Origin of the sequence: Micromonospora sp. HM134 (assembly GCF_007833915.1) — a bacterium.
Taxonomy (GTDB): domain Bacteria; phylum Actinomycetota; class Actinomycetes; order Mycobacteriales; family Micromonosporaceae; genus Micromonospora; species Micromonospora wenchangensis.
The window spans coordinates 100,872-122,432 of the sequence record NZ_CP041061.1 but is presented as its reverse complement, the minus strand read 5'-3'; the positions used below and the strand labels follow the sequence as shown (position 1 = coordinate 122,432).

Annotated in this window: 23 protein-coding genes; 14 read left to right on the top strand and 9 right to left on the bottom strand. The window is 73.0% G+C overall.

The features are described 5' to 3' along the window. The first annotated feature begins 97 nt into the window (after positions 1-97). From pdhA to FJK98_RS00605, 6 genes are all read left to right on the top strand, one after another. Complete coding sequence (gene pdhA / locus FJK98_RS00625; RefSeq protein WP_145917265.1) at positions 98-1,273, top strand: pyruvate dehydrogenase (acetyl-transferring) E1 component subunit alpha; 1,176 nt, start codon at positions 98-100, stop codon at positions 1,271-1,273. Beyond that, complete coding sequence (locus FJK98_RS00620) at positions 1,273-2,262, top strand: alpha-ketoacid dehydrogenase subunit beta (RefSeq protein ID WP_145917264.1); 990 nt, start codon at positions 1,273-1,275, stop codon at positions 2,260-2,262. The genes pdhA and FJK98_RS00620 overlap by 1 nt, the downstream gene beginning before the upstream one ends. After that, the gene (locus tag FJK98_RS00615) at positions 2,259-3,716 is read left to right on the top strand and encodes a dihydrolipoamide acetyltransferase family protein (protein WP_205789342.1); all 1,458 of its coding nucleotides are present in this window, start codon (positions 2,259-2,261) and stop codon (positions 3,714-3,716) included. Before FJK98_RS00620 ends, FJK98_RS00615 begins: the two co-directional genes overlap by 4 nt. Before the next feature lie 217 nt (positions 3,717-3,933). Next, entirely contained in the window at positions 3,934-4,071 is a 138-nt protein-coding gene (locus tag FJK98_RS33010) for a hypothetical protein (RefSeq protein WP_168222356.1), read from the top strand. Positions 4,072-4,413: 342 nt separating this feature from the next. Beyond that, on the top strand, positions 4,414-7,272 hold the full coding sequence (locus FJK98_RS00610) for a hypothetical protein (RefSeq protein WP_145917263.1): 2,859 nt from the start codon (positions 4,414-4,416) through the stop codon (positions 7,270-7,272). A 115-nt stretch (positions 7,273-7,387) separates the two neighbouring features. Further along, entirely contained in the window at positions 7,388-7,600 is a 213-nt protein-coding gene (locus tag FJK98_RS00605) for a hypothetical protein (RefSeq protein ID WP_145917262.1), read from the top strand. Between the two features lie 45 nt (positions 7,601-7,645). On the opposite strand, the gene FJK98_RS00600 is transcribed toward FJK98_RS00605, so the two are convergent. Then, entirely contained in the window at positions 7,646-8,581 is a 936-nt protein-coding gene (locus FJK98_RS00600) for a DUF2690 domain-containing protein (RefSeq protein WP_145917261.1), read from the bottom strand. Between the two features lie 268 nt (positions 8,582-8,849). Between FJK98_RS00600 and FJK98_RS00595 the strand changes: the two genes are divergently transcribed. From FJK98_RS00595 to FJK98_RS00585, 3 genes are all read left to right on the top strand, one after another. Continuing rightward, entirely contained in the window at positions 8,850-9,665 is an 816-nt protein-coding gene (locus tag FJK98_RS00595) for a hypothetical protein (RefSeq protein WP_145917260.1), read from the top strand. Between the two features lie 51 nt (positions 9,666-9,716). Next, positions 9,717-10,580, top strand: coding sequence for a transglycosylase SLT domain-containing protein (locus FJK98_RS00590; protein ID WP_145917259.1), 864 nt, complete (start codon positions 9,717-9,719; stop codon positions 10,578-10,580). A gap of 293 nt (positions 10,581-10,873) precedes the next feature. Further along, on the top strand, positions 10,874-11,227 hold the full coding sequence (locus FJK98_RS00585; protein ID WP_145917258.1) for a nitroreductase/quinone reductase family protein: 354 nt from the start codon (positions 10,874-10,876) through the stop codon (positions 11,225-11,227). Between the two features lie 57 nt (positions 11,228-11,284). Here the strand turns inward: FJK98_RS00585 and FJK98_RS00580 are convergent, their stop codons facing one another. Both FJK98_RS00580 and FJK98_RS00575 read right to left on the bottom strand, forming a co-directional pair. Further along, positions 11,285-11,476 carry a DUF397 domain-containing protein gene (locus FJK98_RS00580; protein WP_084260977.1) on the bottom strand — a complete coding sequence of 64 codons (192 nt, stop codon included), beginning with the start codon at positions 11,474-11,476 and terminating at the stop codon, positions 11,285-11,287. Beyond that, entirely contained in the window at positions 11,467-12,273 is an 807-nt protein-coding gene (locus FJK98_RS00575; protein ID WP_370516970.1) for a helix-turn-helix transcriptional regulator, read from the bottom strand. Before FJK98_RS00575 ends, FJK98_RS00580 begins: the two co-directional genes overlap by 10 nt. A 416-nt stretch (positions 12,274-12,689) precedes the next feature. Between FJK98_RS00575 and FJK98_RS00565 the strand changes: the two genes are divergently transcribed. The 3 genes from FJK98_RS00565 (at position 12,690) to FJK98_RS00555 (ending at position 15,147) form a co-directional block, all read left to right on the top strand. Continuing rightward, complete coding sequence (locus tag FJK98_RS00565) at positions 12,690-12,995, top strand: hypothetical protein (RefSeq protein WP_145917256.1); 306 nt, start codon at positions 12,690-12,692, stop codon at positions 12,993-12,995. Continuing rightward, positions 12,992-13,246, top strand: a complete 255-nt coding sequence (locus FJK98_RS00560; RefSeq protein ID WP_145917255.1) for a flavin reductase — start codon at positions 12,992-12,994, stop codon at positions 13,244-13,246. Before FJK98_RS00565 ends, FJK98_RS00560 begins: the two co-directional genes overlap by 4 nt. A gap of 68 nt (positions 13,247-13,314) precedes the next feature. After that, complete coding sequence (locus tag FJK98_RS00555) at positions 13,315-15,147, top strand: NHL domain-containing thioredoxin family protein (RefSeq protein ID WP_145917254.1); 1,833 nt, start codon at positions 13,315-13,317, stop codon at positions 15,145-15,147. Between the two features lie 10 nt (positions 15,148-15,157). On the opposite strand, the gene FJK98_RS00550 is transcribed toward FJK98_RS00555, so the two are convergent. The 3 genes from FJK98_RS00550 to FJK98_RS00540 are packed head-to-tail and all read right to left on the bottom strand — an operon-like array spanning position 15,158 to position 17,374. Further along, a complete protein-coding gene (locus tag FJK98_RS00550; RefSeq protein WP_145917253.1) occupies positions 15,158-15,907 on the bottom strand; it encodes a LamB/YcsF family protein in 750 nt (249 codons plus the stop codon). After that, positions 15,891-16,766 (bottom strand): biotin-dependent carboxyltransferase family protein, encoded by an 876-nt coding sequence (locus FJK98_RS00545; RefSeq protein ID WP_145917252.1) that lies wholly within the window; start codon positions 16,764-16,766, stop codon positions 15,891-15,893. The genes FJK98_RS00550 and FJK98_RS00545 overlap by 17 nt, the downstream gene beginning before the upstream one ends. Continuing rightward, positions 16,763-17,374, bottom strand: coding sequence for an allophanate hydrolase subunit 1 (locus FJK98_RS00540; RefSeq protein WP_145917251.1), 612 nt, complete (start codon positions 17,372-17,374; stop codon positions 16,763-16,765). Before FJK98_RS00540 ends, FJK98_RS00545 begins: the two co-directional genes overlap by 4 nt. A gap of 107 nt (positions 17,375-17,481) precedes the next feature. Here FJK98_RS00540 and FJK98_RS00535 point away from each other — a divergent pair, with 107 nt between their 5' ends. After that, positions 17,482-18,159: a hemolysin III family protein gene (locus tag FJK98_RS00535; protein ID WP_145917250.1), complete on the top strand. Its 678-nt coding sequence runs from the start codon at positions 17,482-17,484 to the stop codon at positions 18,157-18,159. Between the two features lie 86 nt (positions 18,160-18,245). On the opposite strand, the gene FJK98_RS00530 is transcribed toward FJK98_RS00535, so the two are convergent. Then, on the bottom strand, positions 18,246-18,536 hold the full coding sequence (locus FJK98_RS00530; protein WP_145917249.1) for a DUF6458 family protein: 291 nt from the start codon (positions 18,534-18,536) through the stop codon (positions 18,246-18,248). Positions 18,537-18,661: 125 nt separating this feature from the next. Between FJK98_RS00530 and FJK98_RS00525 the strand changes: the two genes are divergently transcribed. Further along, positions 18,662-19,198 (top strand): histidine phosphatase family protein, encoded by a 537-nt coding sequence (locus FJK98_RS00525; protein WP_145917248.1) that lies wholly within the window; start codon positions 18,662-18,664, stop codon positions 19,196-19,198. Positions 19,199-19,230: 32 nt separating this feature from the next. Here FJK98_RS00525 and FJK98_RS00520 read toward each other — a convergent pair whose 3' ends face one another. Continuing rightward, positions 19,231-19,500 carry a DUF6458 family protein gene (locus FJK98_RS00520; protein WP_067300694.1) on the bottom strand — a complete coding sequence of 90 codons (270 nt, stop codon included), beginning with the start codon at positions 19,498-19,500 and terminating at the stop codon, positions 19,231-19,233. A gap of 202 nt (positions 19,501-19,702) precedes the next feature. After that, positions 19,703-21,559 (bottom strand): acyl-CoA dehydrogenase, encoded by a 1,857-nt coding sequence (locus FJK98_RS00515; RefSeq protein WP_145917247.1) that lies wholly within the window; start codon positions 21,557-21,559, stop codon positions 19,703-19,705. Positions 21,560-21,561 lie beyond the last annotated feature (2 nt).

Sequence of the window (21,561 nt, the reverse complement as noted above, 5' to 3'; positions counted from 1 at the left end):
ACCGCCAGGAACCAGTCCGGCAACAGCCGGGCCGGCGCACGTTGTGCGCGGACGGGTGACCCCCCGGCTCGGGCACAGACACGACAGGGAGAGACGGATGGCAAAGGGCGACCCTGCGGTCTCCAGCCGCGGCCGGCGAGCCGCACCCCGGTCCCGGCGGGCCACGACCGGCGAACCGGAACTCGTACAGCTGCTCACCCCGGCCGGCGAGCGGATCGAGAGCGCGACCGGCCCGGACGGCACCGAGTACCGCGTCGACTTCACCGACGAGGAGTACCGCGGCCTCTACCGCGACCTGGTGCTGGTCCGCAAGCTCGACGCCGAGGCGACCGCGTTGCAGCGGCAGGGCGAGCTGGGCCTGTGGGCCTCGCTGCTCGGCCAGGAGGCGGCCCAGGTCGGCTCCGGGCGGGCGCTGCGCAGCCAGGACATGGCGTTCCCGACCTACCGGGAGCACGGCGTCCTCTACTGCCGGGGCATCGACCCGATCATGCCGCTCGGCCTGTTCCGCGGCGTCGACCAGGGCGGCTGGGACCCGAACGAGTTCAAGTTCAACATGTACACGATCGTCATCGGGGCGCAGACCCTGCACGCGACCGGGTACGCGATGGGCGTCCACATGGACGGCAAGACCGGCACCGAGGACGGCGAGGCGGTGATCGCCTACTTCGGCGACGGCGCCACCAGCCAGGGCGACGTCAACGAGGCGTTCGTCTGGGCCAGCGTCTTCAACGCCCCGCTGGTGTTCTTCTGCCAGAACAACCAGTACGCCATCTCCGAGCCGCTGGAACGCCAGACCCGGGTCCCGCTGTACCGGCGGGCCGGCGGCTTCGGCTTCCCCGGCGTCCGGGTGGACGGCAACGACGTGCTCGCCTCGTACGCGGTGACCCGGCACGCGCTGGACAACGCCCGGCTCGGCCAGGGCCCCAGCCTGATCGAGGCGTACACCTACCGGATGGGGGCGCACACCACCTCCGACGACCCGACCCGCTACCGGATCGCCAGCGAGGTCGAGGCCTGGCAGGCCAAGGACCCGATCGCCCGGATGAAGGCGTTCCTCGACAGGCAGCAGCTCGCCGACGCCGACTTCTTCGCCGAGGTCGACGAGCAGGCCCGCACCGAGGCGGTGCACCTGCGCGAACGGGTGCTGAACCTGCCCGACCCGCAGCCGGTCAGCATGTTCGACCACGTCTACCCGCACGGCTCGCCCGAGTTGGACGCCCAGCGGGACCAGTTCAGCAGGTACTCGGAGTCGTTCGAGGGGAGCGCGCACTGATGGCCACGGAGACGCTCACCCTGGGCAAGGCCCTCAACACCGGTCTGCGCCGGGCCCTGGAGAACGACCCGAAGGTCGTCATCATGGGCGAGGACGTCGGCAAGCTCGGCGGCGTCTTCCGGATCACCGACGGCCTGCAGAAGGACTTCGGCGACCAGCGGGTGATCGACACCCCGCTGGCCGAGTCCGGCATCATCGGCACCGCCGTCGGCCTGGCCATCCGGGGTTTCCGGCCGATCTGCGAGATCCAGTTCGACGGCTTCGTCTACCCGGCGTACGACCAGATCGTGTCGCAGGTGGCCAAGATGCACTACCGCTCGCAGGGCAAGGTCACCATCCCGATGGTGATCCGGATCCCCTACGGCGGCGGCATCGGCGCGGTCGAGCACCACTCCGAGTCGCCGGAGGCGTACTTCGCGCACACCGCCGGGCTGAAGGTGGTGACCTGCGCCAACCCGCAGGACGCCTACGTGATGATCCAGCAGGCCATCGCCTCGGACGACCCGATCGTCTTCCTGGAGCCCAAGCGCCGCTACTGGGAGAAGGGTCCGGTCGACCTGGACACCCCGCTGTCCGGGGCGTACCCGCTGCACGCCGCCCGGGTGGTGCGGCCGGGCACCGACGCGACCGTGCTGGCGTACGGCCCGATGGTGCGCACCGCGCTGGACGCGGCGACCGCAGCCGCCGAGGACGGCCGGGAGCTGGAGGTCGTCGACCTGCGTACGCTCTCCCCGCTGGACCTGACCGCCGCGTACGAGTCGGTGCGGCGCACCGGCCGGTGCGTGGTCGTCCACGAGGCCCCGGGCAACCTGGGGCTGGGCTCGGAGATCGCGGCCCGGATCACCGAGGAGTGCTTCTACTCCCTGGAGTCCCCGGTGCTGCGGGTCACCGGCTTCGACACCCCCTACCCGGCCAGCCGGGTGGAGGAGGAGTACCTGCCCGACCTCGACCGGGTGCTCGACGCCGTCGACCGCACCTTCGGTTGGTGAGCGCGATGTCCCGGATCAAGGAGTTCAACCTGCCCGACCTGGGTGAGGGGCTGACCGAGGGCGAGATCCTCGCCTGGCTGGTCAAGGTGGGCGACGTCATCGAGCTGAACCAGCCGATCGTCGAGGTGGAGACGGCCAAGGCTGCCGTGGAGATCCCGGCGAAGTGGGCCGGCGAGGTGCGCTCGATCTTCCACCCGGAGGGGAGCACGGTCGAGGTCGGCACCCCGATCATCGCGATCGACACCGACCCGGGGGCCGGGCCGGTGCCGGAGTCGACGACCGCCGCCGCCGGGTCGGACCTGCCCACCCCGTCGGCCGACTCACTGGCCGCGGTCCAGGTCGCCCCGGCCGAGGGCATGGTCGAGCCGGGTCTGATCGGCGGCGTAGCCCCGGGTGGCCGAACCGCCGTCCTGGTCGGCTACGGCCCCCGCAACGCACCCGCCAAGCGCCGCCCCCGCAAGCCCTCAGCCCCAGCCGATCATGGAGTTGTGGTGGGGGGCAAAAACGCCCCTGTCGCCGTAAAACCGGCACCACAAGTCCATGATCGACCGAGCGCGGGTGGTCCGGTGCTGGCGAAGCCGCCGGTGCGCAAGCTCGCCAAGGATCTCGGGGTCGACCTGGCCGCGCTGGCCGGGTCGGGGCCGCTCGGTTCGATCACACGGGAGGACGTCCAGCGGGCGGTGGCGGGGAGCACGGCGGTGGCCGAGCCGCTGACGGCGACCTCGCCGGCCACCTCGGCCGCGAGCTTCGGCGCGGACCGCGAGCAGCGCATCCCGGTCAAGGGGGTACGCCGGCTGACCGCCGAGAACATGTCCCGCTCGGCGTTCACCGCCCCGCACGTCACGGAGTTCCTGACCGTGGACGTGACCCGGACGATGAAGGCGCTGGACCGGCTGCGCGAACGGCGGGACTGGCGCGACGTCCGGGTCTCGCCGTTGCTGCTGGTCGCCAAGGCGGTGCTGCTGGCGGTCCGGCGGCACCCGATGGTCAACTCGACGTGGGCCGGCGACGAGATCGTGGTCAAGGAGTACGTCAACCTGGGCATCGCGGCGGCCACCGAGCGCGGCCTGATCGTGCCGAACATCAAGGACGCGGGCCGACTCACGCTGCGTGAGCTGGCCGATGCGCTGACGGGTCTGGTGCAGACGGCCAAGGCGGGGAAGACCTCCCCGGCGGACATGTCCGGCGGCACCCTGACCATCACCAACGTCGGGGTCTTCGGGGTGGACACCGGCACCCCGATCCTGCCGCCGGGTGAGTCGGCGATCCTGGCCTTCGGCGCGGTCCGTGAGCTGCCGTGGGTCCACAAGGGCAAGGTCAAGCCGCGCCAGGTGACCACCCTGGGGCTCTCCTTCGACCACCGGATCATCGACGGCGAGCTGGGTTCGAAGTTCCTGCGTGACATCGGGGACTTCCTCGCCGACCCGGAGGCGGCGTTGCTCGCCTGGACCTGACCGTGACGTCCGGCGACGGCCGGTGTGCCCAGGGTGAACGCCCGGCACACCGGCCGTTGCCATTGAGAGAAGAAATAGTGGCCCAGATCGCTCGATGACCTACGATCCTTAGGCCCGTGTTGCAGCTCACCTAATAATCGATGGCGATCGGCGCCCGACGGGTGTTCAATGGAGTCATCAAGGGGCTGACAACCGAATAGCCGGAGGAGAGACCACCATGAGCATGATCGAGCGAATCCGCACCCGTCGTGACGCCAACCGTCGGGCCCGTGCCATCGAGCACGCGCTGCGCTCCGCCAACTCGCCGGCGGTCCGCGAGGAGATCCTCGCGATCGCCCAGCGTCACATGAGCTGACCCGGCACCGACTTTCCTCTCCCTCCTCCAGATCGATGACCCGCCCGGGCCCCGGGCGGGTCATCGGCGTTCCGAACCCGCTGAGACCGGGATTCCACCTCGCCACGACGCCCGGTACGGTGGTTCCGGTCGCCACCCGCCGACCCGGACACCGATCGCGACGGATGGAAGCCGATCGACACCGTCCGGCGACGCGGAGTGACGGCCGGTGCTGCATGGGGGCCGCGCGCGCGTACCGGATACCGTGCGGGGAGACCGCACGGCCGAACCGCCGGGCACCGGCGACACGGCCGACCGGACGGACGGCATCGGCGGCCGACATGTGATGGAGGAGGCGCACCCATGACGTCCGAGGGCCAGCACCGTCCCGGCCAGGAGCCGGGCGAGGCGCCGCCGGGCTCCGGTGGACCGGCGCCGTACGGCGACCGGCAGCCCCAGCAGGACCAGGGGTACGGCGTCCCCGCCACCCCCGACCTCGGCTGGGCCCCACCACCCCCCACCGGCCGGGCCAACCCGCCCGGTCCGTCCTGGTCGGCACCCGACCAGCCGGCGGCCTGGGGCGGCGCGCAGGTTCCGCAGCAGTCCGAGCCGACCGAGGCGTGGACCCCGCCGCCCGGCGCGGCACCGTCCACCGAGGCGTGGAACCCGCCGGCCGGCCCGCCCCAGCCCGCCTGGGCCGGGCAGCCCGAGCAGCCGGCCTGGGCCACCGCGCCGGCCGCCGGGAAGCCCGACCCCTCGCCGCAGCCCGGCTGGGCGCCGTCGCGCGAGCCCGGCTGGCCGCAGGCCGAGCAGCCCGCACCCGCCTGGGCGCAACCCGAGGCCGGTGCCCGGGGTGCCGCCCGGGTGCCGCAGCCCGACAACCCGGCCGGCGGCGGCTGGTCCCCGCCGGCCGACCCCGCGCCGACCTCCCCCGCCGGATGGTCCGGTCAGGACTCCCCGGCCCGGGAGGCCGCCCCGGGCGCCAACGGCTGGGGCACCGCCCCCGCCCCGCAGCAGCAGGACGAGCCGAACCGTTCCGCCGGTTGGCCGGCCGACGACCGGGCCGGAGCGGACCCGGCGCGGGGTGGCTGGCCGGCCCAGCCCCAGGACGCGCCGGGCACCTCCGGCGGATGGGCGGCCGGGCAGCCCCGCGCCGACGAGCCGCACCGCCCCGCCGGCCGGGCCTCGGTGCCCGTACCGGCCCCGGCGGAGCCCACGAACCAGACGGCGGCGTGGCCGCAGCCGGAGGCCGGAGGCCCCGGCGCACCCGTGTCACCGGGTCCCACCCCGGGTGCCGAGGGTTGGTCCACCGAGGACGATCCGGCCCGCTCGGGTGGCTGGGCCGCCAACCGCCCCGGCCCGGACGACTCCGGCCGTTCCGGCGACTGGCCGAACGGCGCGCAGGGCGACCGGCAGCCACAGTGGGGGGCACCGGAGGAGCCCGCCACGGCCCGGTGGGAGGGTCAGCGCGAGCAGACCACCCCGGACGGCTGGCCGGGCGGCGCGCCCGCCCGCGCCGACCAGTCGCGTCAGGACGACCCGGCGTCGGGTCAGGAGTGGCCGGCACCGGCCGCGCAGCGGGGTGCGGCGTCCGTACCGTCGCCGGAGCGACCGGAGTCCGGGGCCGGCTGGGCGGCACCGGAGCAGCCCGCGCGCTCGTCCGCCTCGGTCGCCGCACCGGACGGTCCGCCCGCCTGGGCCGGCAACGACCACCAGCAGCCGCCGTGGCCCGGTGCCGAACGTCCGGTCGTGCCGGAGGGCGAGCCGTGGGCACCCGAGCAGGCGTGGGGTCGCGCCGAGCCCGCCGGCCAGCCGGCCGAGGGCGGCTGGGAGCCCCGGCGTGGCGACGACCAGCCGATCTACCAGCCGGGGCCCGCTCCCGGCATCTCCCCGGCCAACATGGTGCCGCTCCCGCCGCAGGAGCAGCGCGTTCCGGGGGCCAGCCTGGCCGCCGCACCACCTGCCGACTACGTGCCGCCGGCCCCGTTCGGGGGCCCCGGGGAGCAGCAGCCGCACGGCCGCGAGGCGGCCGGCTGGGGCGCGCCGGAGCAGCCGCAGCTGCCGGCCGGCCCGGCCCTGCCCGCGCAGCGGCTGTCGCCCGAGTCCGAGGGTGCCGGCCGTGCCGCCGTGCCGACGGCCGACGCCGGGGAGCCCGGTGCGGTCGGCCGCGCCTCGGCCAGCGCCTCGGTGCCGACGGCCAGCCGGGTCGCGCCCCCGAGCGACCAGGGGGCACATCCGGGTGGCCCGGTCGTCCCGCAACCTCGGGTGTACGGCCGGCCGGCCCGCCCGGAGCCGCCGGAGGAGGCCGACGAGTCGGACCCCCGCCGGCCCGAGCAGCACGATGCCCGGTTCGCCGACCAGGACCGCACCCGGTTCGACGGCCCCGAGCAGCCCCGCTTCGACGAGCCGGAACGGCAACGCTTCGACGACCAGGACCGGACCCGGTTCGACGGTCCCCGCTTCGACGAGCCGGAGCGGCAGCACGGCTTCGGCGGTGACGCACCGTCGTCCGCGCCGCCGGCCGCCCCGCCCGCGTTCGGCGGCGGCATCCCCGCCTTCGCCGACGCGGCGGGTAGCAACCGGCCGATGAACGGCACCCGTCCGCACGGGCCGGCGGACCGGCCGGCCGAGCCGTTCGGGGCCGGCCCGACCAGCGGCGCGCCGGCCGGTGCCGCACCGGTGCCGGGGTACGGCCACCCGGCGCACGACCCGGCCCACGGCGGGTACGCCTCACCGTTCCCGCCCGCCGGGCAGCAGTTCGGGCCGGGCGGCCAGCAGTTCGGGTCGGGCGGTCAGCCGTCCGGCTCCACCGGTTGGCCGGGTGAGCCGGAGGAGCAGGGGCGTTTCGACGCGTTCAAGCCGGAGGCCGAGCCGGAGCAGAAGGCCGAGCAGCCCACGCCGAAGGTACGCAACGGGCGGGTGCTGGCCCTGGTGCTGATCGTGGCGGTGCTGATCCTGGCCGTCCCGCTGGGCCTGCTGATGCTCCTCGGCAAGATCGGCTCGGACGACGCCAAGCCGGCCCCGTTCAACCCGGCCGTCGGTTCCTGCGTCAAGCAGTCCGGCACCGGCGCGAGCGCGGCGAGCTGCGACGAGCAGGGTGCCTTCACGGTCGTCTCCAAGGTGGACGTCAAGGAGAAGTGCGCCGACCCGGCCCAGCCGCACGTGGTGTTGCAGGGCGGCGGGGTCGACCGGGTGCTCTGCCTCAAGCCGGCCGGCCAGTAACGGCTGTACCGACACGGCGGGGACCCGGGCGGACCGGGTCCCCGCCGTCGGTGTTTCGGGCCGTGCGGACTGGGCAGTCTAAGAGGACATTGACGTAGCCCGAGGAGGTCACCCCATGGCAGGCAACGAGAACGAGGTCAACCGCAGCGCTCGCAGCGGACGCTTCGTCACGGAGGGCACCACCGAGCGGGACCCCCGGCACACGACCACCGAGCAGGTCGGCAACGGCGGGGACCAGGAGGTCCATCGCAGCGCGAGCACCGGCCGTTTCGTCACCGGGACCACCGCCGAGCTGCACCCGTCGACGACCGAGACCCAGCACGTCTGACCGACGAGCCCACCACTGCCCTCCGCGCCGGTGCGGAGGGCAGTGTCATGTCCGGGCACCGAGCTGCACGCACGGGGTACGCGCGCTGGCCAGGACGCTGCTGTTGTCGGCCACGGTGATGTCGACGGTGACCGACACGCAGCCCCGCGTGGTCCGCAGCACGTTGCCGAACACGCTGTACACCTGACTCTTGATCATGAACGGGTAGTCGAACCGGCTGGCCGCGCCGTCGACGGGGCGGGTGGCCGCCAAGCGGATGGTCGCCCCGGTCGGCACCCGCTCGGTGGAGACGAACAGCGGCCAGGCCGCCTGGCAGCGCGGGGAGTAGCGCAGGGTCAGGCTGCCGTAGGTGGGCTGCGTCGGGTCGGGGTCGGGCACCGGGACGGTTTCCGCGCTGACGGCGTCCACCTGGCAGCGTTCCTCCTGCGGGTCGGCCCCGTCGGCGACCGGCGCGCCGCCGGTGGCTGCGGCGTCGGTGGGTGCCGGGCCGGACGCGTCGACCGCCCGCTCCGAGGGCCGGTTCGTCCGGGGCTCCCGGTCGGCGATCATCGGTACGACCGAGCCGGCGACGAGCACGGTGACCCCGGCTGCGGCGACCAGTGCCCACCGGGGCACCGGTGCACGTCGACCCGGTGACGGTGGGGCCTCCGGTGTGGACCGTTGCGGCGGTTCGGCTGCCGGCCCACCGGGGGCGGGTCCGGTGGCCTGGTCCGGTGCGGCCTCCCGGTGCCACCGGTCCCGCCAGGCCGCCTCGTCGCCGCCGCAGGCCCGGACGAAGGCCAGGGTCAGCTCCAGCGACGGCAGGCGGGCACCGGACAGCACCCCCGCCAACGCGGTGTGCGAGTAGTGGGCGGTCGCCGCCATCCTGCGCAGTGACGGCTGTCCGGCATCGCGCCGGAGCCGGGCGAGATCAGCGACGAACTGGTGGTGCCGGGCATCGCCGGAAACCTGCTCGCCGACTCGTCCGCTTCGACCCGTCATGGACCCTCCCCTGCGTGTAAACCCTGGTGTCAACGCACGTCAAGCCAGTGCTTTACAGGCGGGTGCCACGACAGGATCGACCCCGGAGCAGCCACCCGCCGGATAGGTGCCGGTGAATATGATCTCACGGCGAGCGTCGGGCCTGACACGCATCCGTTCGGCTCGAAATCGACGTTCGCCCCGGGGATACCGGACCGCACGGAGCACCGTCCGACGGGTACGCCGCACCACTGCCGGTGCGGCGCCGACCTCTCGACAGGAGAACCGCGTGTACCAGCCGAACGGCTCGAACCCCCCGGGCCGCACACCCCGCCGAGCACTGCCGAGGTTCGTCGTACGGGTCCTCGCCGCCTGCGGCGTCACGGCGATGGTCCTGGTGGGCACGGCCGCACCGTCGTTCGCCGGGATCACCGGCTACAGCGTCGCCGGTACGGGCGGTGCCGGCCTGATGGTGCGCACCAGCCCGTACGACGCGAACGCCGGTACGGTGGCCGTCCTCGGCGACGGCACCGGGTTCACGGCCGAGTGCGCCGTACGCGGACGCAACATCTCCGGCAACTCGGTCTGGCACCGGATCAGCGCCCCGGCCAGCGGCTGGATCAGCGACTACTACACCAACACGCCGGGGTTCAACCAGTACCTGCCCAACGAGCCGGAGTGCACCACCACCCCGCCGCCGACCGGCACCCGCGAGGACCGCGCGCTGGCCTGGGCCCGGTCGGTCATCGGCCAGGCGTACACCAATGGGGACCTGGGTGACTCCAACCACCAGTGGGACGGCTGGTGCGACAACTTCGTCGGGCACGCCTACGGTCGGGCCGCCAGCGGTTACGCGTCCGCCATCGTGCACTACAACTCGCTGTACTCGCGTGGCCTGATCCGCACCACGGGTACCCCGCCGGCCGGCGCGCTGGTCTTCTACGCCGCCGCGTCGATCAACGGGTACTACGGCCACGTGATGCTCTCCGAGGGCAACGGCAACTACATCACCTCGGCGGCCACCGTCCGTCGCGTCTCGCAGAGCTGGCCCGGTGCGCCGTACCTCGGCTGGTCCTACGCCGACCCGGAGTGGACCGGGCGCTGACGCCCCCATCCCACCCGGCTCCCCTTCCGGTCGTCCGCTGAAAGGATCCTGATGCGTCTCCCCCTTGCCGCCCCTGCGGCCCGGCGCGCCCTGCGCCTGGCCCTCGGCCTGACACTGGTCGCCGTCGTCGGCGTCAGTGCCATGCCCACCCCCGCGACCGCCGCACCCACCGGTGCCGCCCATTCCGCCCCGGCTCCCCGCCCGGCCGACCAGGTCGAGCCGGCCAGTGTCGGTGGCCCCGCCATCGGCGCGAAGGCGAACCGGGTGGGCGTCAACGCGGTCGGTATCGACCTGTGCGCCCAGGTCGCCTACGCCGCCGGCTTCCGGAACAACCCGCTGGTCACCGCCGTGGCCGTGGCGATGGCCGAGTCCTCCTGCAACCCGTCGGCGGTCGGCAGCAACGGCCCCACCGCCGGCTGCCCCAACGGTTCGCTGGACCGGGGGCTGTGGCAGATCAACAACTGCTACCACCCCACCGTCACCGACACCTGCGCGTACACCGCCCAGTGCAACGCCAACGCCGCCTACAGCATCTCCAGCGGTGGCAGCAACTGGCAGCCCTGGTCGACGTACAACAACGGGGCGTACGCCGGTTACCTGTCGGCCGCGCAGGCGGCCGTGGCCCGCCTGGGTGGCACCGGCGACCCGCCGGCCGTGACGGGCACGATCCTGGCCAACCCGTCGCTCAACATCCGCACCGGGCCGGGCACCACCTACGGCATCGCCGGCTCCGTCGCCTACGGCACCACCGTGCGGATCGCCTGCTACACCTTCGGCGAGTACGTCAGCGGTGGCTACTGGCCGTCGTCCACCTGGGACCGGATCACCAACCCGGCGACGGGCGTGACCGGCTACGTGGCCGACACCTGGGTCAACACCACCTACGACGTGAAGACGATGGTCGGTCGCTGCTGACCGTCCCGTCCGGGGCCGCGCGGGCAGGGTCGGACCTTCCCGCGCGGCTCCGCCGTGACCGCTGCCCTCGGTGCCTTCCCTCTGGCGCGGCGACCGCACCCCTCCGGGCGTGGCGGCGGCGACCCATGCCTTACCTGGAGAGCGGTATTCCTGACAGGCATAAACATGACTGACAGGCATACCGGTCCCCCGGCCCCGTAGCGGCCGGCAATCGCGGCTCTGACTCACGTTCGGCGGGGACCGGGCGGTGTTACGGTCGGCGTGGAGCTTTCACATCGACGACGGAGGCCCAGATGGGTCAACGAGGATCGTTCCCCTCGGGATTGGCACGGACGTTCAACGCCCGGGTCATGGCGCTGCGGTCGTCGCCACGCTGGGGGCGGTTCCTCCGGCGGCACCTGACCGTGGTCACCTACACCGGTCGCCGTTCCGGGCGGACGTTCAGCACGCCGGTCGCGTACCGACAGACCGGCGACGCGGTGGTCATCCAGGTCGCGATGCCCGACGCCAAGCAGTGGTGGCGGAACTTCCTGGGCGCGGGCGGCCCGATCTCGCTGAACCTCGACGGGGTCGACCGGGCCGGGCACGCGGTGGCCCGCCGCGACGACCGGGGCCGCGTCACCGTCACCGTTGATCTGACCCGCTGACACGCGGGCTGGCGAACGGCCGCCAACGATGCACCGAGCGCATCGGCACTGGAACGCTCAGGCCCGTTCGGGGAGTCGACCGACGAATGCTCGCCAGGCAGCCGGGGCGAAGACGAGAGCAGGGCCGTTCGGGTCCTTACTGTCCCGCACGCCGACCGCGTCGACCAGATTCCCGGCAACCTCGACGCACGCGCCGCCATTGGTGGACGAGCGGGAAGACTTCCGCCACGTGGCACCGGTCAGGTCCATGTCCTCGCTACTTCCGTGAGAAGGTCCAGGGTCAGGCCCAGCGGCAACGCTTCACCTCGGATAGCGTCCCATGACACACCGAGGTCGGCAATCAGCTCAGCCTGCCCGACGACCTGTGCCGCCAGTTGGTTGTCGATGTATCCGGTCCGGGAGCCGTCGGGCATGTCAGCAATGATGAATGCCCCAGCCAGGCCCGGGTACATGCCAGCGGACATCGGGACGACGCGCAACTGGATATGCGGTCGTTCAGCGCAGGCTATGAGGTGCGCAAGCTGCTCTGCCATGACGGCAGGCCCACCGCACGCCCGTCGGAGGACGACCTCGTCCAGGACGACGAAGAGTTGGGGTGCAGGGTCACGGTCAAGGACGACCTGCCGTTCGAGCCGGGCCGCGACTCGCCGGTCAAGCTCCACGGTCGGCACCCGGGCCGCCTGGAAGGTGGCCCGGGCATACCCCTCGGTCTGTAGGAGGCCGGGCACGAAGGCGTGCTCGTACCAGCGAAGTGCGGTCGCCTCGCGCTCGATCTCGATCCACTCGCGTAGCCATACCGGGGCCGCATCGCTCTTGACCAACTCGTCCCAGAGGGTCGTGAAGTAACCCTCCGTTCCCAGCGCCTCGTCCACCGACGCCAGGTAGGGCAGGGTCGGCGGCTTCACCCCGGTCTCGATCGCGCTCACCTGGGAATCCGAGCAGAAGATTCGCTCGCCGAGCTGCGTCTGGGTGAGCCCGGCAGCCGCCCGACGTCGCCGCAGTTCACGAAGAAGGTACTCCGACGGAGAGATTCCCACCGCTTCCACACCCTTCCATGGCGGCCCTCTGCATTCCTTGCCAGCTCACAACGTTCCGCTGCGCTCCGCAATCACCTGATCACTATTCCGAAGCCAACGGGCGGAAGTCCAGGGTGGAAGACGGAACGGCGCGACCGGCGCGGAGAAGCCCGGCGGTCGCGTTCGTGGTCGGGCTGCCCCGACAGCAGCACCGGGGCAGCCCGCCGCCACGCCGTCACAGGGAGAGTCGTGTCCAAAAAGCCGAAGAAGCCCGCTCCGCAGCCCCCACCCCAACCAACCCCGCCGCCCCCACCACCACCGCCCGCGCCGCCGATCGTGCCCGGCCCGATCGGCCCCTTCATCCCGCCCTACCGGGGACCGGGCCGGATCACGAACGTCGTCTTGCCGGGTCGCTGGACGGAGAGCCGGAACCGGGGGCCGGGCCGATGAGGGAACCGAAACTGAGGGGCGGCGACCTGCTCCACCTGACCCGCGAGGCCAGCCCGCAGTTCGTCAGGCCGATCACGGTACGGGTGATCCGCGAGCTGACCGACCGCCACACGTACGATGGCTGGGCCTGGATCGAGGCGTACGAGCTGGGGCCGGACGGCCTGGCCCGACGACGGCGCGAGCTGTACGTCCGCCGCGCCGGGGTGCGTTGGCTCCCCTCCCCGCCGCCGACAGCGGCCCGGCCGCCCGCCCCACGGGCAGCGACCAGGTCGGCAGCTCGCGGGTCGGCGGTGTCGGCGTGACGCCGCTCGACGGGCTCGCCCACCGACCCCTGCGCCCGATCTGGCTGTGCCGCCTCGACGCGAACCCGTGGCCGTGCGGGGAGGCGAAACTCGCCCTGCTCGCCGCGTTCGCCGACGACCGGCCGGCTCTGCTGGCCCTGCTGTCGACGCTGCAACGGGAGGCGGAAGACCATCTCACCCAGCTCGACAGCGGCCGGCCGAACAATCTCACCGACCGTTTCCTGTCCTGGGCTCGGCCACCCGAGGGCTGAGTGTCGTCAACGACTCCCCGGTCGCCCTTCGTGCGGCCAGCCGCCCGGCGGTGCGGCACGATGGGGGCATGAGCGCACGGGTACGGGCACCAGAGTTGCGTGGTCGGGGCTGGTTGAACACCGGTGGGCGGGAGCTGAGGCTCGCCGACCTGCGGGGAAAGATCATTCTGCTCGACTTCTGGACCTTCTGCTGCATCAACTGCCTGCACGTACTCGACGAGTTGCGCCCGTTGGAGGAGAAGTACGCCGACGTGCTCGTCGTCGTCGGGGTGCACTCGCCGAAGTTCGAGCACGAGAAGGACCCGGCCGCGTTGGCCGCCGCCGTCGAGCGGTACGGCGTGCACCACCCGGTGCTCGACGACCCCGAGCTGGACATGTGGCAGCAGTACGCGGCGAAGGCGTGGCCCACCCTGGCGGTGGTCGACCCGGAGGGTTACGTGGTCGCCACGATGGCCGGCGAGGGGCACGCCGAGGGCCTGATCCGGCTGGTCGACGACCTGATCGCCACCCACGAGGCGAAGGGCACCCTGCACCGGGGCGACGGGCCGTACGTGCCGCCGACGCCGCCGGAGACGACGCTGCGCTTCCCCGGCAAGGCCGTGCTGCTCGACGGCGGGAACCTGCTGGTCTCCGACTCGGCCCGGCACAGCCTGGTCGAGCTGGCCCCCGACGGCGAGACGTTGGTCCGGCGGATCGGCTCCGGTGAGCGGGGTCGGGTCGACGGGCCGGCCGCCTCGGCGGGCTTCGCCGAGCCGCAGGGACTCTGCCTGCTGCCCCCGCACGTGGCCGAGGTCGCCGGCTACGACCTGCTGGTCGCCGACACCGTCAACCACCTGCTGCGCGGCGTACGCCTGGACACCGGCGAGGTGACCACGGTCGCCGGCACCGGCCGGCAGTGGCGCTCCACGGTCGACGACCACGCCCACGACGCGCGCTCCGTCGATCTTTCCTCCCCCTGGGACCTGGCCTGGTACGACGACAAGGTCATCGTGGCGATGGCCGGCATCCACCAGCTCTGGTGGTTCGACCCGGTCAAGCGGACCACCGGCATGTACGCGGGCACCACCGTCGAGGCCCTGCGCGACGGCCCACTGACCGAGGCGTGGCTGGCCCAGCCGTCCGGCCTGTCCGTCTCGGCCGACGGCGTGCGGCTGTGGGTGGCCGACAGCGAGACCAGCGCCATCCGGTACGTGCAGGACGGCGTGCTCGGCACCGCCGTCGGGCAGGGGCTGTTCGACTTCGGGCACGTGGACGGGCCGGCCGACCGGGCGTTGCTCCAGCATCCGCTGGGGGTGTGCGCGCTGCCCGATGGTTCGGTGCTGATCGCCGACACCTACAACGGCGCGGTACGCCGGTTCGACCCGGCGACCGGGCTGGTCGCCACGGTGGCCGACGGGCTGGCCGAGCCGAGCGACCTGGTGCTCACCGCCGACGGCGGGGTGCTGGTGGTGGAGTCGGCCGCGCACCGGTTGACCCGGCTCGCCCCGGGCGCGTTGACCGCCGCCGGGGCGGACACGGTGGACGGTCCCCGGCACCGGCTGGAACGCAAACCCACCGACGTCGCGGCCGGCGAGGTGACCCTGGAGGTGATCTTCACGCCGGCCCCGGGGCAGAAGCTGGACGAGACGTACGGGCCGTCGACCCGGCTGGTCGTCTCGGCCTCGCCGCCGGAACTGTTGGTCGAGGGGGCGGGCACCGGCACCGAGCTGTCCCGTCGACTGGTGATCGACCCGGCCGTACCGCAGGGGGTGCTCCAGGTGACCGCCCAGGCCGCCACCTGCGACGCCGACGTCGAGCACGCCGCCTGCCACCTGACCCGGCAGGACTGGGGCGTCCCGGTGCGGGTGGTCGACGACGGCGCGACCCGGGTCCCGCTGGTGCTGCGCGGCCTGGACGCCTGAGCGCGAGCCGTCAGGCGAACGGGGTCGGGGTGACCCCGGCGTCGATCAGCGCGGCCCGCACCAGGGCCGCCGAGGCGACCGCGCCGGGGCTGTCCCCGTGCAGGCAGATCGAGGCGACCGGGCACGGCACCACGGTCCCGTCGACCGCCACCACCGTGCGCTCGGTGGCCATCCGGACCGCCCGGACGGCCACCTCCTCCGGGTCGGTGACCAGCGCGCCCGGCGCGGCACGCGGCACCAGCGCCCCGGTGGGCAGGTAGCCCCGGTCGGCGAAGCCCTCGGCGACCACCCGTAGTCCCGCGCCGACGGCGAGCTGGGCGAGGGTGGAGCCGGGCGCGCACAGGACCGGCAGTTCGTGGTCGTACCCGGTGACGGCGGCGACCACGGCGGCGGCCTGCACCTCGTCGGTGGCCGCCGCATGGTAGAGCGCGCCGTGCGGTTTGAGGTAGCGGACCCGGGTGCGGTACGGCCGGCAGAACGCGTCGAGCGCCCCGAGCTGGTAGGTGACGTCGTCGCGCAGCTCGTCGAAGCCGTACGCGATGTGCCGGCGGCCGAAGCCGGCCAGGTCCCGGTAGCCGACCTGCGCGCCGACCGCGACGCCACGTTCGGCGGCGGCGGCGCACACCCGGCGCATGGTCGACGGGTCGCCACCGTGGAAGCCGCACGCCACGTTGGCGGAGGTGACCAGGTCGAGCAGCGCCTCGTCGTCGCCGAGCCGCCAGATGCCGAATCCCTCGCCGAGGTCAGCGTTGAGGTCCATGGAACCTCACCGTAGTCCCCGGCCGGGCCTGCGCGAGCCCCGCCACGTCGTCCACCACCCCGATCACCGGGTAGCCGCCGGTGGTCGGATGGTCGGCCAGGAAGATCAACGGTTGGCCGTCGGCGGGCACCTGCACCGCCCCGAGCACCACGCCCTCACTGGGCAGTTCGCCGGCCACCGCGCGGGGCAGCGCCGCGCCGCGCAGGCGCGCGCCGACCCGGTCGCTGACCGGGCTCACCGTGTACGCCGTGCCGAGCAGCAGCACCATCGCCCCGGCGGTGAACCAGTCGGCGCGCGGGCCGGGGCGCAGGGTCAGCCGCAGCTCGTCCGGCACCGGCCGGCCGACGGTGAAGTCCACCGGGGCGGGTGGGCCGGCCGGTCGGCCGAGCGGGAGCAGGTCGCCGTCGCGGACCGGGGGCGGTCCGAGGCCGGACAGGGTGTCGGTGGACCGGCTGCCGAGCACCGGCGCGACGGCGATCCCGCCGTCGACCGCGAGCCAGGTGCGCAGCCCGTGCCGGGGCGTACCGATCCGCAGCACCGCGCCCGCCGGCACCGCCAGCGGCCGGCCCACGTCACCGGGCCGTCGGTCGACCCGGACGTCGACGTCGGCCCCGGTCACCGCCACCGTGGCGGCCCGGGTCAGCCGCAGCTCACCGCCGCCGAGGGTCAGCTCCAACCCGGCGGCGTCCGCCGGGTTGCCGACCAGCCGGTTCGCCAGCGCCAGCGCCGCCGGGTCGAGCGCCCCCGACCGGGGTACGCCGAGGTGCGCCCACCCGGGCCGCCCCAGATCCTGCACCGTGGTAAGCGGTCCCGCCCGCCGTACCTCGATCGCACCTGTGGTGTCCTGCGGTGCGGTCATCCGGTCACCAGCCGGACCCGGGTGCCGGGGGTGAGGGTGGCGGGTGGGTCGGCGGACACGTCGAACAGGGTCAGCGTGGTCCGCCCCACCAGCAGCCAGCCGCCCGGCGACGCGCTCGGATAGATCCCCGCGTACGGCCCGGCCAGGGCCACCGAGCCGGCCGGCACCCGGGGGCGCGGGGTGGGCAGTCGGGGCACCGCGTACTGCGGGGGCAGCCCGGTCAGGTAGGCGAAGCCGGGGGCGAACCCGCAGAACCCCACCCGGAACTCGGTGCTCTCCAGGCGGTGCACCACCTGGGGCACGGTGAGTCGCCAGTGCGCGGCGATCCGGGGCAGGTCCTCCCCGTCGTACACGGTGGGCACCTCGACGGTGGCGACCTCGGCGGTGGTGACGGCCGGGTCGGGGGTCCAGCCGGCGATCCGGGCGGCCGTCGACGCCGGGTCGGGCACCCCGTCGAGCAGTACGGTGCCGGCGGCCGGGACGATCTCGGCGGCGCTCAGCTCACCGGCTTCCCGACGTCGCCACAGCTCGGCCCGCCACCGCTCCACCTGGGCGGGGTCGTCGCAGTCGAGCAGGAGGGCGTGCCGGCCCACGGGTCGGATCCGCATTGCGCCATACTCTCCGATCGATGGGCCGTCCAGGGTAGGTGGACCCGACCGGTGTGGTGACGGGTCGCACTACCTAGAAGTAACCTACGGTGCCGTAACCTGGTTGCGTGACCACCTCCGCACCGCTTCGACTCAAGCCTGTCGACATCGGTAAGCCCAGGATGCGCGGCTGGCTGCACACCTACGCGTTCTTCGTCGCGCTCGTCTGCGGCATCGTGCTCAGTGCGATCGCGGCCACCCGGCCCGGCTGGACACCCCTGGTCAGCTGCCTGATCTACAGCGTGACAGTCTGCGGCCTGTTCGGCACCAGCGCCCTCTACCACCGCCGGGTGTGGTCGGAGCGCGGCTACCAGATCATGCGCCGGATGGACCACTCGATGATCTTCGTGTTCATCGCCGGCACGTACACCCCGCTCTGCGTCCTGCTGCTCGACCGGCCGACGGCCGTCCTGATGCTCGGCCTGGTCTGGGGCGGGGCGTTGGCGGGGGTCGCCGTCAAGCTGATCTGGCCGCACGCCCCACGCTGGGTCTCCGCACCGCTCTACCTGGCCCTCGGCTGGGTGTCGGTGGCGATCCTCCCGCAGATCCTGCGCCAGGGCGGGGTCGCCGTGCTGGTGCTGCTCGCCGTCGGCGGGGCGGTCTACAGCGTCGGTGCCGTCTTCTACGCGCTGCGCCGGCCGAACCCGTGGCCCACCGTCTTCGGCCACCACGAGTTCTTCCACGCCTGCACCCTGATCGCCGCCCTCTGTCACCACATCGCGATCTACTTCGCCCTCTTCGCCTGACCCCGCCCAGCCCCGGGAAAGAACCGCAGACAGTTCGAGGGCCCCGCGCCGTTGCGGGGCCCTCGAGATCGTGGGGTGCGGGACGGTCAGACCGGGTAACCCGAGCCGCGCGTCTCGCGGTACTCCTCGCGCACCACCCGGTCGCCCTGCACCGGCACGACCCGGTCGGCGACGACCTGGTCCTGCCGCACCGCGGTGGTGACGACCGCCCGGCGGCGGCTGTTCCAGAAGTAGAGGGTGGTCAGCAGCCCGACGACACCGGCGAGCATCAGCACCCAGCCGACCACGTCGAGGTTGAGCCATCCCAGATTGGCGTCGACGGCGAACGCGAAGATCGCGCCCACCGCGATGAGGAAGATGCTGGCACCGATGCCCATGACGTCGCCTCCTTGGCTGTCAGCTGGCGTTACCCACCCGCCACGGCCATCGAGGGCATCGATGAGCGAGTGGCATCCATCGACTTACCCAGGCGACACCCGCGCCAATCAGGCAAGCTGGTGCCATGACGGACGGCGAGGCCGAGACACGGACACTGGTGCTGCTCCGGCACGCCAAGGCCGAACAGCCCACGACCGGCCCCGACGTGGAACGCAGGCTGACCGCCCGGGGCCACGCGGACGCCGCCGCCGCCGGTGCGTGGCTGGCCCGGCAGGGTCTGCTCCCCGACGTGGTGATCTGTTCGGCGGCCCGCCGGACCAGGCAGACCTGGCACGACGTGGCGCTGGGCATGACCGGGTCCCCGCCGGAGGGTGGCCCGGCGGGGACGGCTCCGGTGGTGCGGTACGCCGCCGCCGCGTACGAGGCACACCCGGACGATCTGCTCGACCTGGTGCGGACGGTCGAACCGGAGGCCGGCACGGTGCTGCTCGTCGCGCACAATCCGGGCGTCTCGCTGCTCTCGGCGCTGCTCGACCCGGAACGGGCCGACCGGGAGGGGCTGCGGACCACCGACCTGGTGGTGCACCGGGCAGCGGTGCCGTGGGCGGAGCTGACCCCCGGCGCCGCCCCGATCATCGCCCGGCACACCGCCCGCGGCTGACCCCTCAGGCAGCAACCGGGACGGCCGCGCGGTCAGGACGGGGGTGCGGTGGGCGGCGGCGGGTCGGGCGGCGGCGGCATCATCGCGGTCGGGTGGGAGAGCCGGTTCTCCTCGACGATGAGGGTACGGGCCCGCTTACGCCGGTCCTGCCAGAACCACAGCGTGGTGAGCAGTACGGCCAGCCCGGCCAGGATGAACACCCAGCCGACCGCGCGCAGGTCGATCCACCAGACGTTGGCCCGGATGGCGAACGTCATGATCGCGCCGAGCGCGATGAGAAAGATGCCGCTACCGATACCCATGTGCGCTGCACTCCCCCGTGCGGTGGCCGTTGGGCGTGCCCTGACGACGTGGTCCGCGCGGCTTACCCGCCCAGCCCCCCGCCTACCGGGATCGGGGCGGGCAAATCCGGGGGGCGGCAGGTGCGACGGGGCCGATGTTGCGGTATCCAGGCGTTCGGATACCGCAACATCGGCCCCGTTGCGAACTATCGACCGGCCGGGATCAGAACGCCTCCTCCGGGAGGTCCATGATGTCCAGGTCGGCACCCTCGATGATCCGCCGGTCGGCGCCGATGCGGGGCAGCACCTCGCGGGCGAAGAACCGGGCGGCGGCCACCTTGCCGGTGTAGAACGCCCGGTCGGTGGCGGAGACCTCGCCGGCCAGCGCCTTCAGCGCCACGTCGGCCTGCTTCTGGAGCAGCCAGCCGACCACCAGGTCGCCCAGGGCGAGCAGGAAACGGCGGCTGCTCAGGCCGACCTTGTAGAGGCTGCGGGCGTCGCCGCCCTGGGCCTCGCCGAGCCAGCCGGTCAGCACGCCGAGGATGTTCTGGATCTCGGCGAGCGCCCGGCCGAGCGCCAGCCGCTCCTCCTTGAGCTGCCCGTTGCCGGCCTCGGTGGTGATGAACTCCTGGATCTCCCCGGCGACGGCGGTCAGCGCCCTGCCGTTGTCCCGGACGATCTTCCGGAAGATCAGGTCGAGGCTCTGGATCGCGGTGGTGCCCTCGTACAGGGTGTCGATCTTGGCGTCCCGGACGTACTGCTCCAGGGGGTAGTCCTGGAGGAAGCCCGAACCGCCGTAGGTCTGGAGCGCCTCGTGGCCGAGCAGTTCGTACGCCCGCTCCGAGCCGACGCCCTTGACCAGCGGCAGGAGCAGGTCGTTGACCCGCTTGGCCAGCTTGGTCGCCTTCTCGTCGCCGGCCGCCTCGGCGAGCGCGACCTTGTCCTGCCAGGTGGCGGTGTAGCAGACCAGCGCCCGCAGGCCCTCGGCGTACGACTTCTGCATCAGCAGCGAACGACGGACGTCCGGGTGGTGGGTGATGGTGACCCGGGGCGCGGCCTTGTCGGCCTGCTGGATCAGGTCGGCGCCCTGTACCCGGTTCTTCGCGTACTCCAGGGCGTTGAGGTAGCCGGTGGACAGGGTGGCGATCGCCTTGGTGCCGACCATCATCCGGGCGTACTCGATGATCATGAACATCTGCCGGATGCCGTCGTGCTTGTCGCCCAGCAGCCAGCCCTTGGCCGGTACGCCGTGCTCGCCGAAGGTCACCTCGCAGGTGTTGGAGACCTTGATGCCCATCTTGTGCTCGACGTTGGTGGCGAAGACGCCGTTGCGCTCGCCCAGCTCACCGGTCTCGGCGTCGAAGTGGAACTTCGGGACGACGAACAGCGACAGCCCCTTGGTGCCCGGCCCGCCGACGCCCTCCACACCGACCGGGCGGGCCAGCACGTAGTGCACGATGTTGTCGCTCAGGTCGTGCTCACCGGAGGTGATGAACCGCTTCACGCCCTCGATGTGCCAGGAGCCGTCGGGCTGCTGGACGGCGCGGGTACGGCCGGCGCCGACGTCCGAGCCGGCGTCCGGCTCGGTCAGCACCATCGTGGAGCCCCACTGCTTGTCGATGAAGAGCTTGGCCCACTTCTGCTGCTCCTCGGTGCCCTCGACGTGCAGCACGTGCGCGAAGGACGGGCCGGAGGCGTACATCCAGACCGGGGCGTTGGCGCCGAGCACGAGCTCGGCGAGCGACCACCAGAGGGCGCGCGGGGCGCTGCTGCCGCCCAGGGACTCGGGGAGGTCCAGCCGCCAGAACTCGGAGTCCATGAACGCCTGGTACGACTTCTTGAACGACTCCGGCAGCGGCGCGGTGTGCGTGGCGGGGTCGAAGACCGGCGGGTTGCGGTCGCTGTCCTGGTAGCTGGCCGCCAGGTCCTCGCGGGCCAGGCGGTCGACCTCGGAGAGGAAGCTGCGGGCGGTGTCGACGTCCAGGTCCGTGTACGGCGCCTGGCCGAACGTCTGGTCCGCCCCGAAGACCTCGAACAGGTTGAACTCAAGGTCCCGAAGGTTGCTCTTGTAGTGGGTCATGT

What these genes read in the sequence shown, in the direction of transcription:
- pdhA (WP_145917265.1), top strand. Translation starts at nt 98, where the DNA reads ATGGCAAAGGGCGACCCTGCGGTCTCCAGCCGCGGCCGGCGAGCCGCA.
- FJK98_RS00620 (WP_145917264.1), top strand. Translation starts at nt 1,273, where the DNA reads ATGGCCACGGAGACGCTCACCCTGGGCAAGGCCCTCAACACCGGTCTG.
- FJK98_RS33010 (WP_168222356.1), top strand. Translation starts at nt 3,934, where the DNA reads ATGAGCATGATCGAGCGAATCCGCACCCGTCGTGACGCCAACCGTCGG.
- FJK98_RS00610 (WP_145917263.1), top strand. Translation starts at nt 4,414, where the DNA reads ATGACGTCCGAGGGCCAGCACCGTCCCGGCCAGGAGCCGGGCGAGGCG.
- FJK98_RS00605 (WP_145917262.1), top strand. Translation starts at nt 7,388, where the DNA reads ATGGCAGGCAACGAGAACGAGGTCAACCGCAGCGCTCGCAGCGGACGC.
- FJK98_RS00600 (WP_145917261.1), bottom strand. Translation starts at nt 8,581, where the DNA reads ATGACGGGTCGAAGCGGACGAGTCGGCGAGCAGGTTTCCGGCGATGCC.
- FJK98_RS00590 (WP_145917259.1), top strand. Translation starts at nt 9,717, where the DNA reads ATGCGTCTCCCCCTTGCCGCCCCTGCGGCCCGGCGCGCCCTGCGCCTG.
- FJK98_RS00585 (WP_145917258.1), top strand. Translation starts at nt 10,874, where the DNA reads ATGGGTCAACGAGGATCGTTCCCCTCGGGATTGGCACGGACGTTCAAC.
- FJK98_RS00580 (WP_084260977.1), bottom strand. Translation starts at nt 11,476, where the DNA reads ATGGACCTGACCGGTGCCACGTGGCGGAAGTCTTCCCGCTCGTCCACC.
- FJK98_RS00565 (WP_145917256.1), top strand. Translation starts at nt 12,690, where the DNA reads ATGAGGGAACCGAAACTGAGGGGCGGCGACCTGCTCCACCTGACCCGC.
- FJK98_RS00555 (WP_145917254.1), top strand. Translation starts at nt 13,315, where the DNA reads ATGAGCGCACGGGTACGGGCACCAGAGTTGCGTGGTCGGGGCTGGTTG.
- FJK98_RS00550 (WP_145917253.1), bottom strand. Translation starts at nt 15,907, where the DNA reads ATGGACCTCAACGCTGACCTCGGCGAGGGATTCGGCATCTGGCGGCTC.
- FJK98_RS00545 (WP_145917252.1), bottom strand. Translation starts at nt 16,766, where the DNA reads ATGACCGCACCGCAGGACACCACAGGTGCGATCGAGGTACGGCGGGCG.
- FJK98_RS00540 (WP_145917251.1), bottom strand. Translation starts at nt 17,374, where the DNA reads ATGCGGATCCGACCCGTGGGCCGGCACGCCCTCCTGCTCGACTGCGAC.
- FJK98_RS00530 (WP_145917249.1), bottom strand. Translation starts at nt 18,536, where the DNA reads ATGGGCATCGGTGCCAGCATCTTCCTCATCGCGGTGGGCGCGATCTTC.
- FJK98_RS00525 (WP_145917248.1), top strand. Translation starts at nt 18,662, where the DNA reads ATGACGGACGGCGAGGCCGAGACACGGACACTGGTGCTGCTCCGGCAC.
- FJK98_RS00520 (WP_067300694.1), bottom strand. Translation starts at nt 19,500, where the DNA reads ATGGGTATCGGTAGCGGCATCTTTCTCATCGCGCTCGGCGCGATCATG.
- FJK98_RS00515 (WP_145917247.1), bottom strand. Translation starts at nt 21,559, where the DNA reads ATGACCCACTACAAGAGCAACCTTCGGGACCTTGAGTTCAACCTGTTC.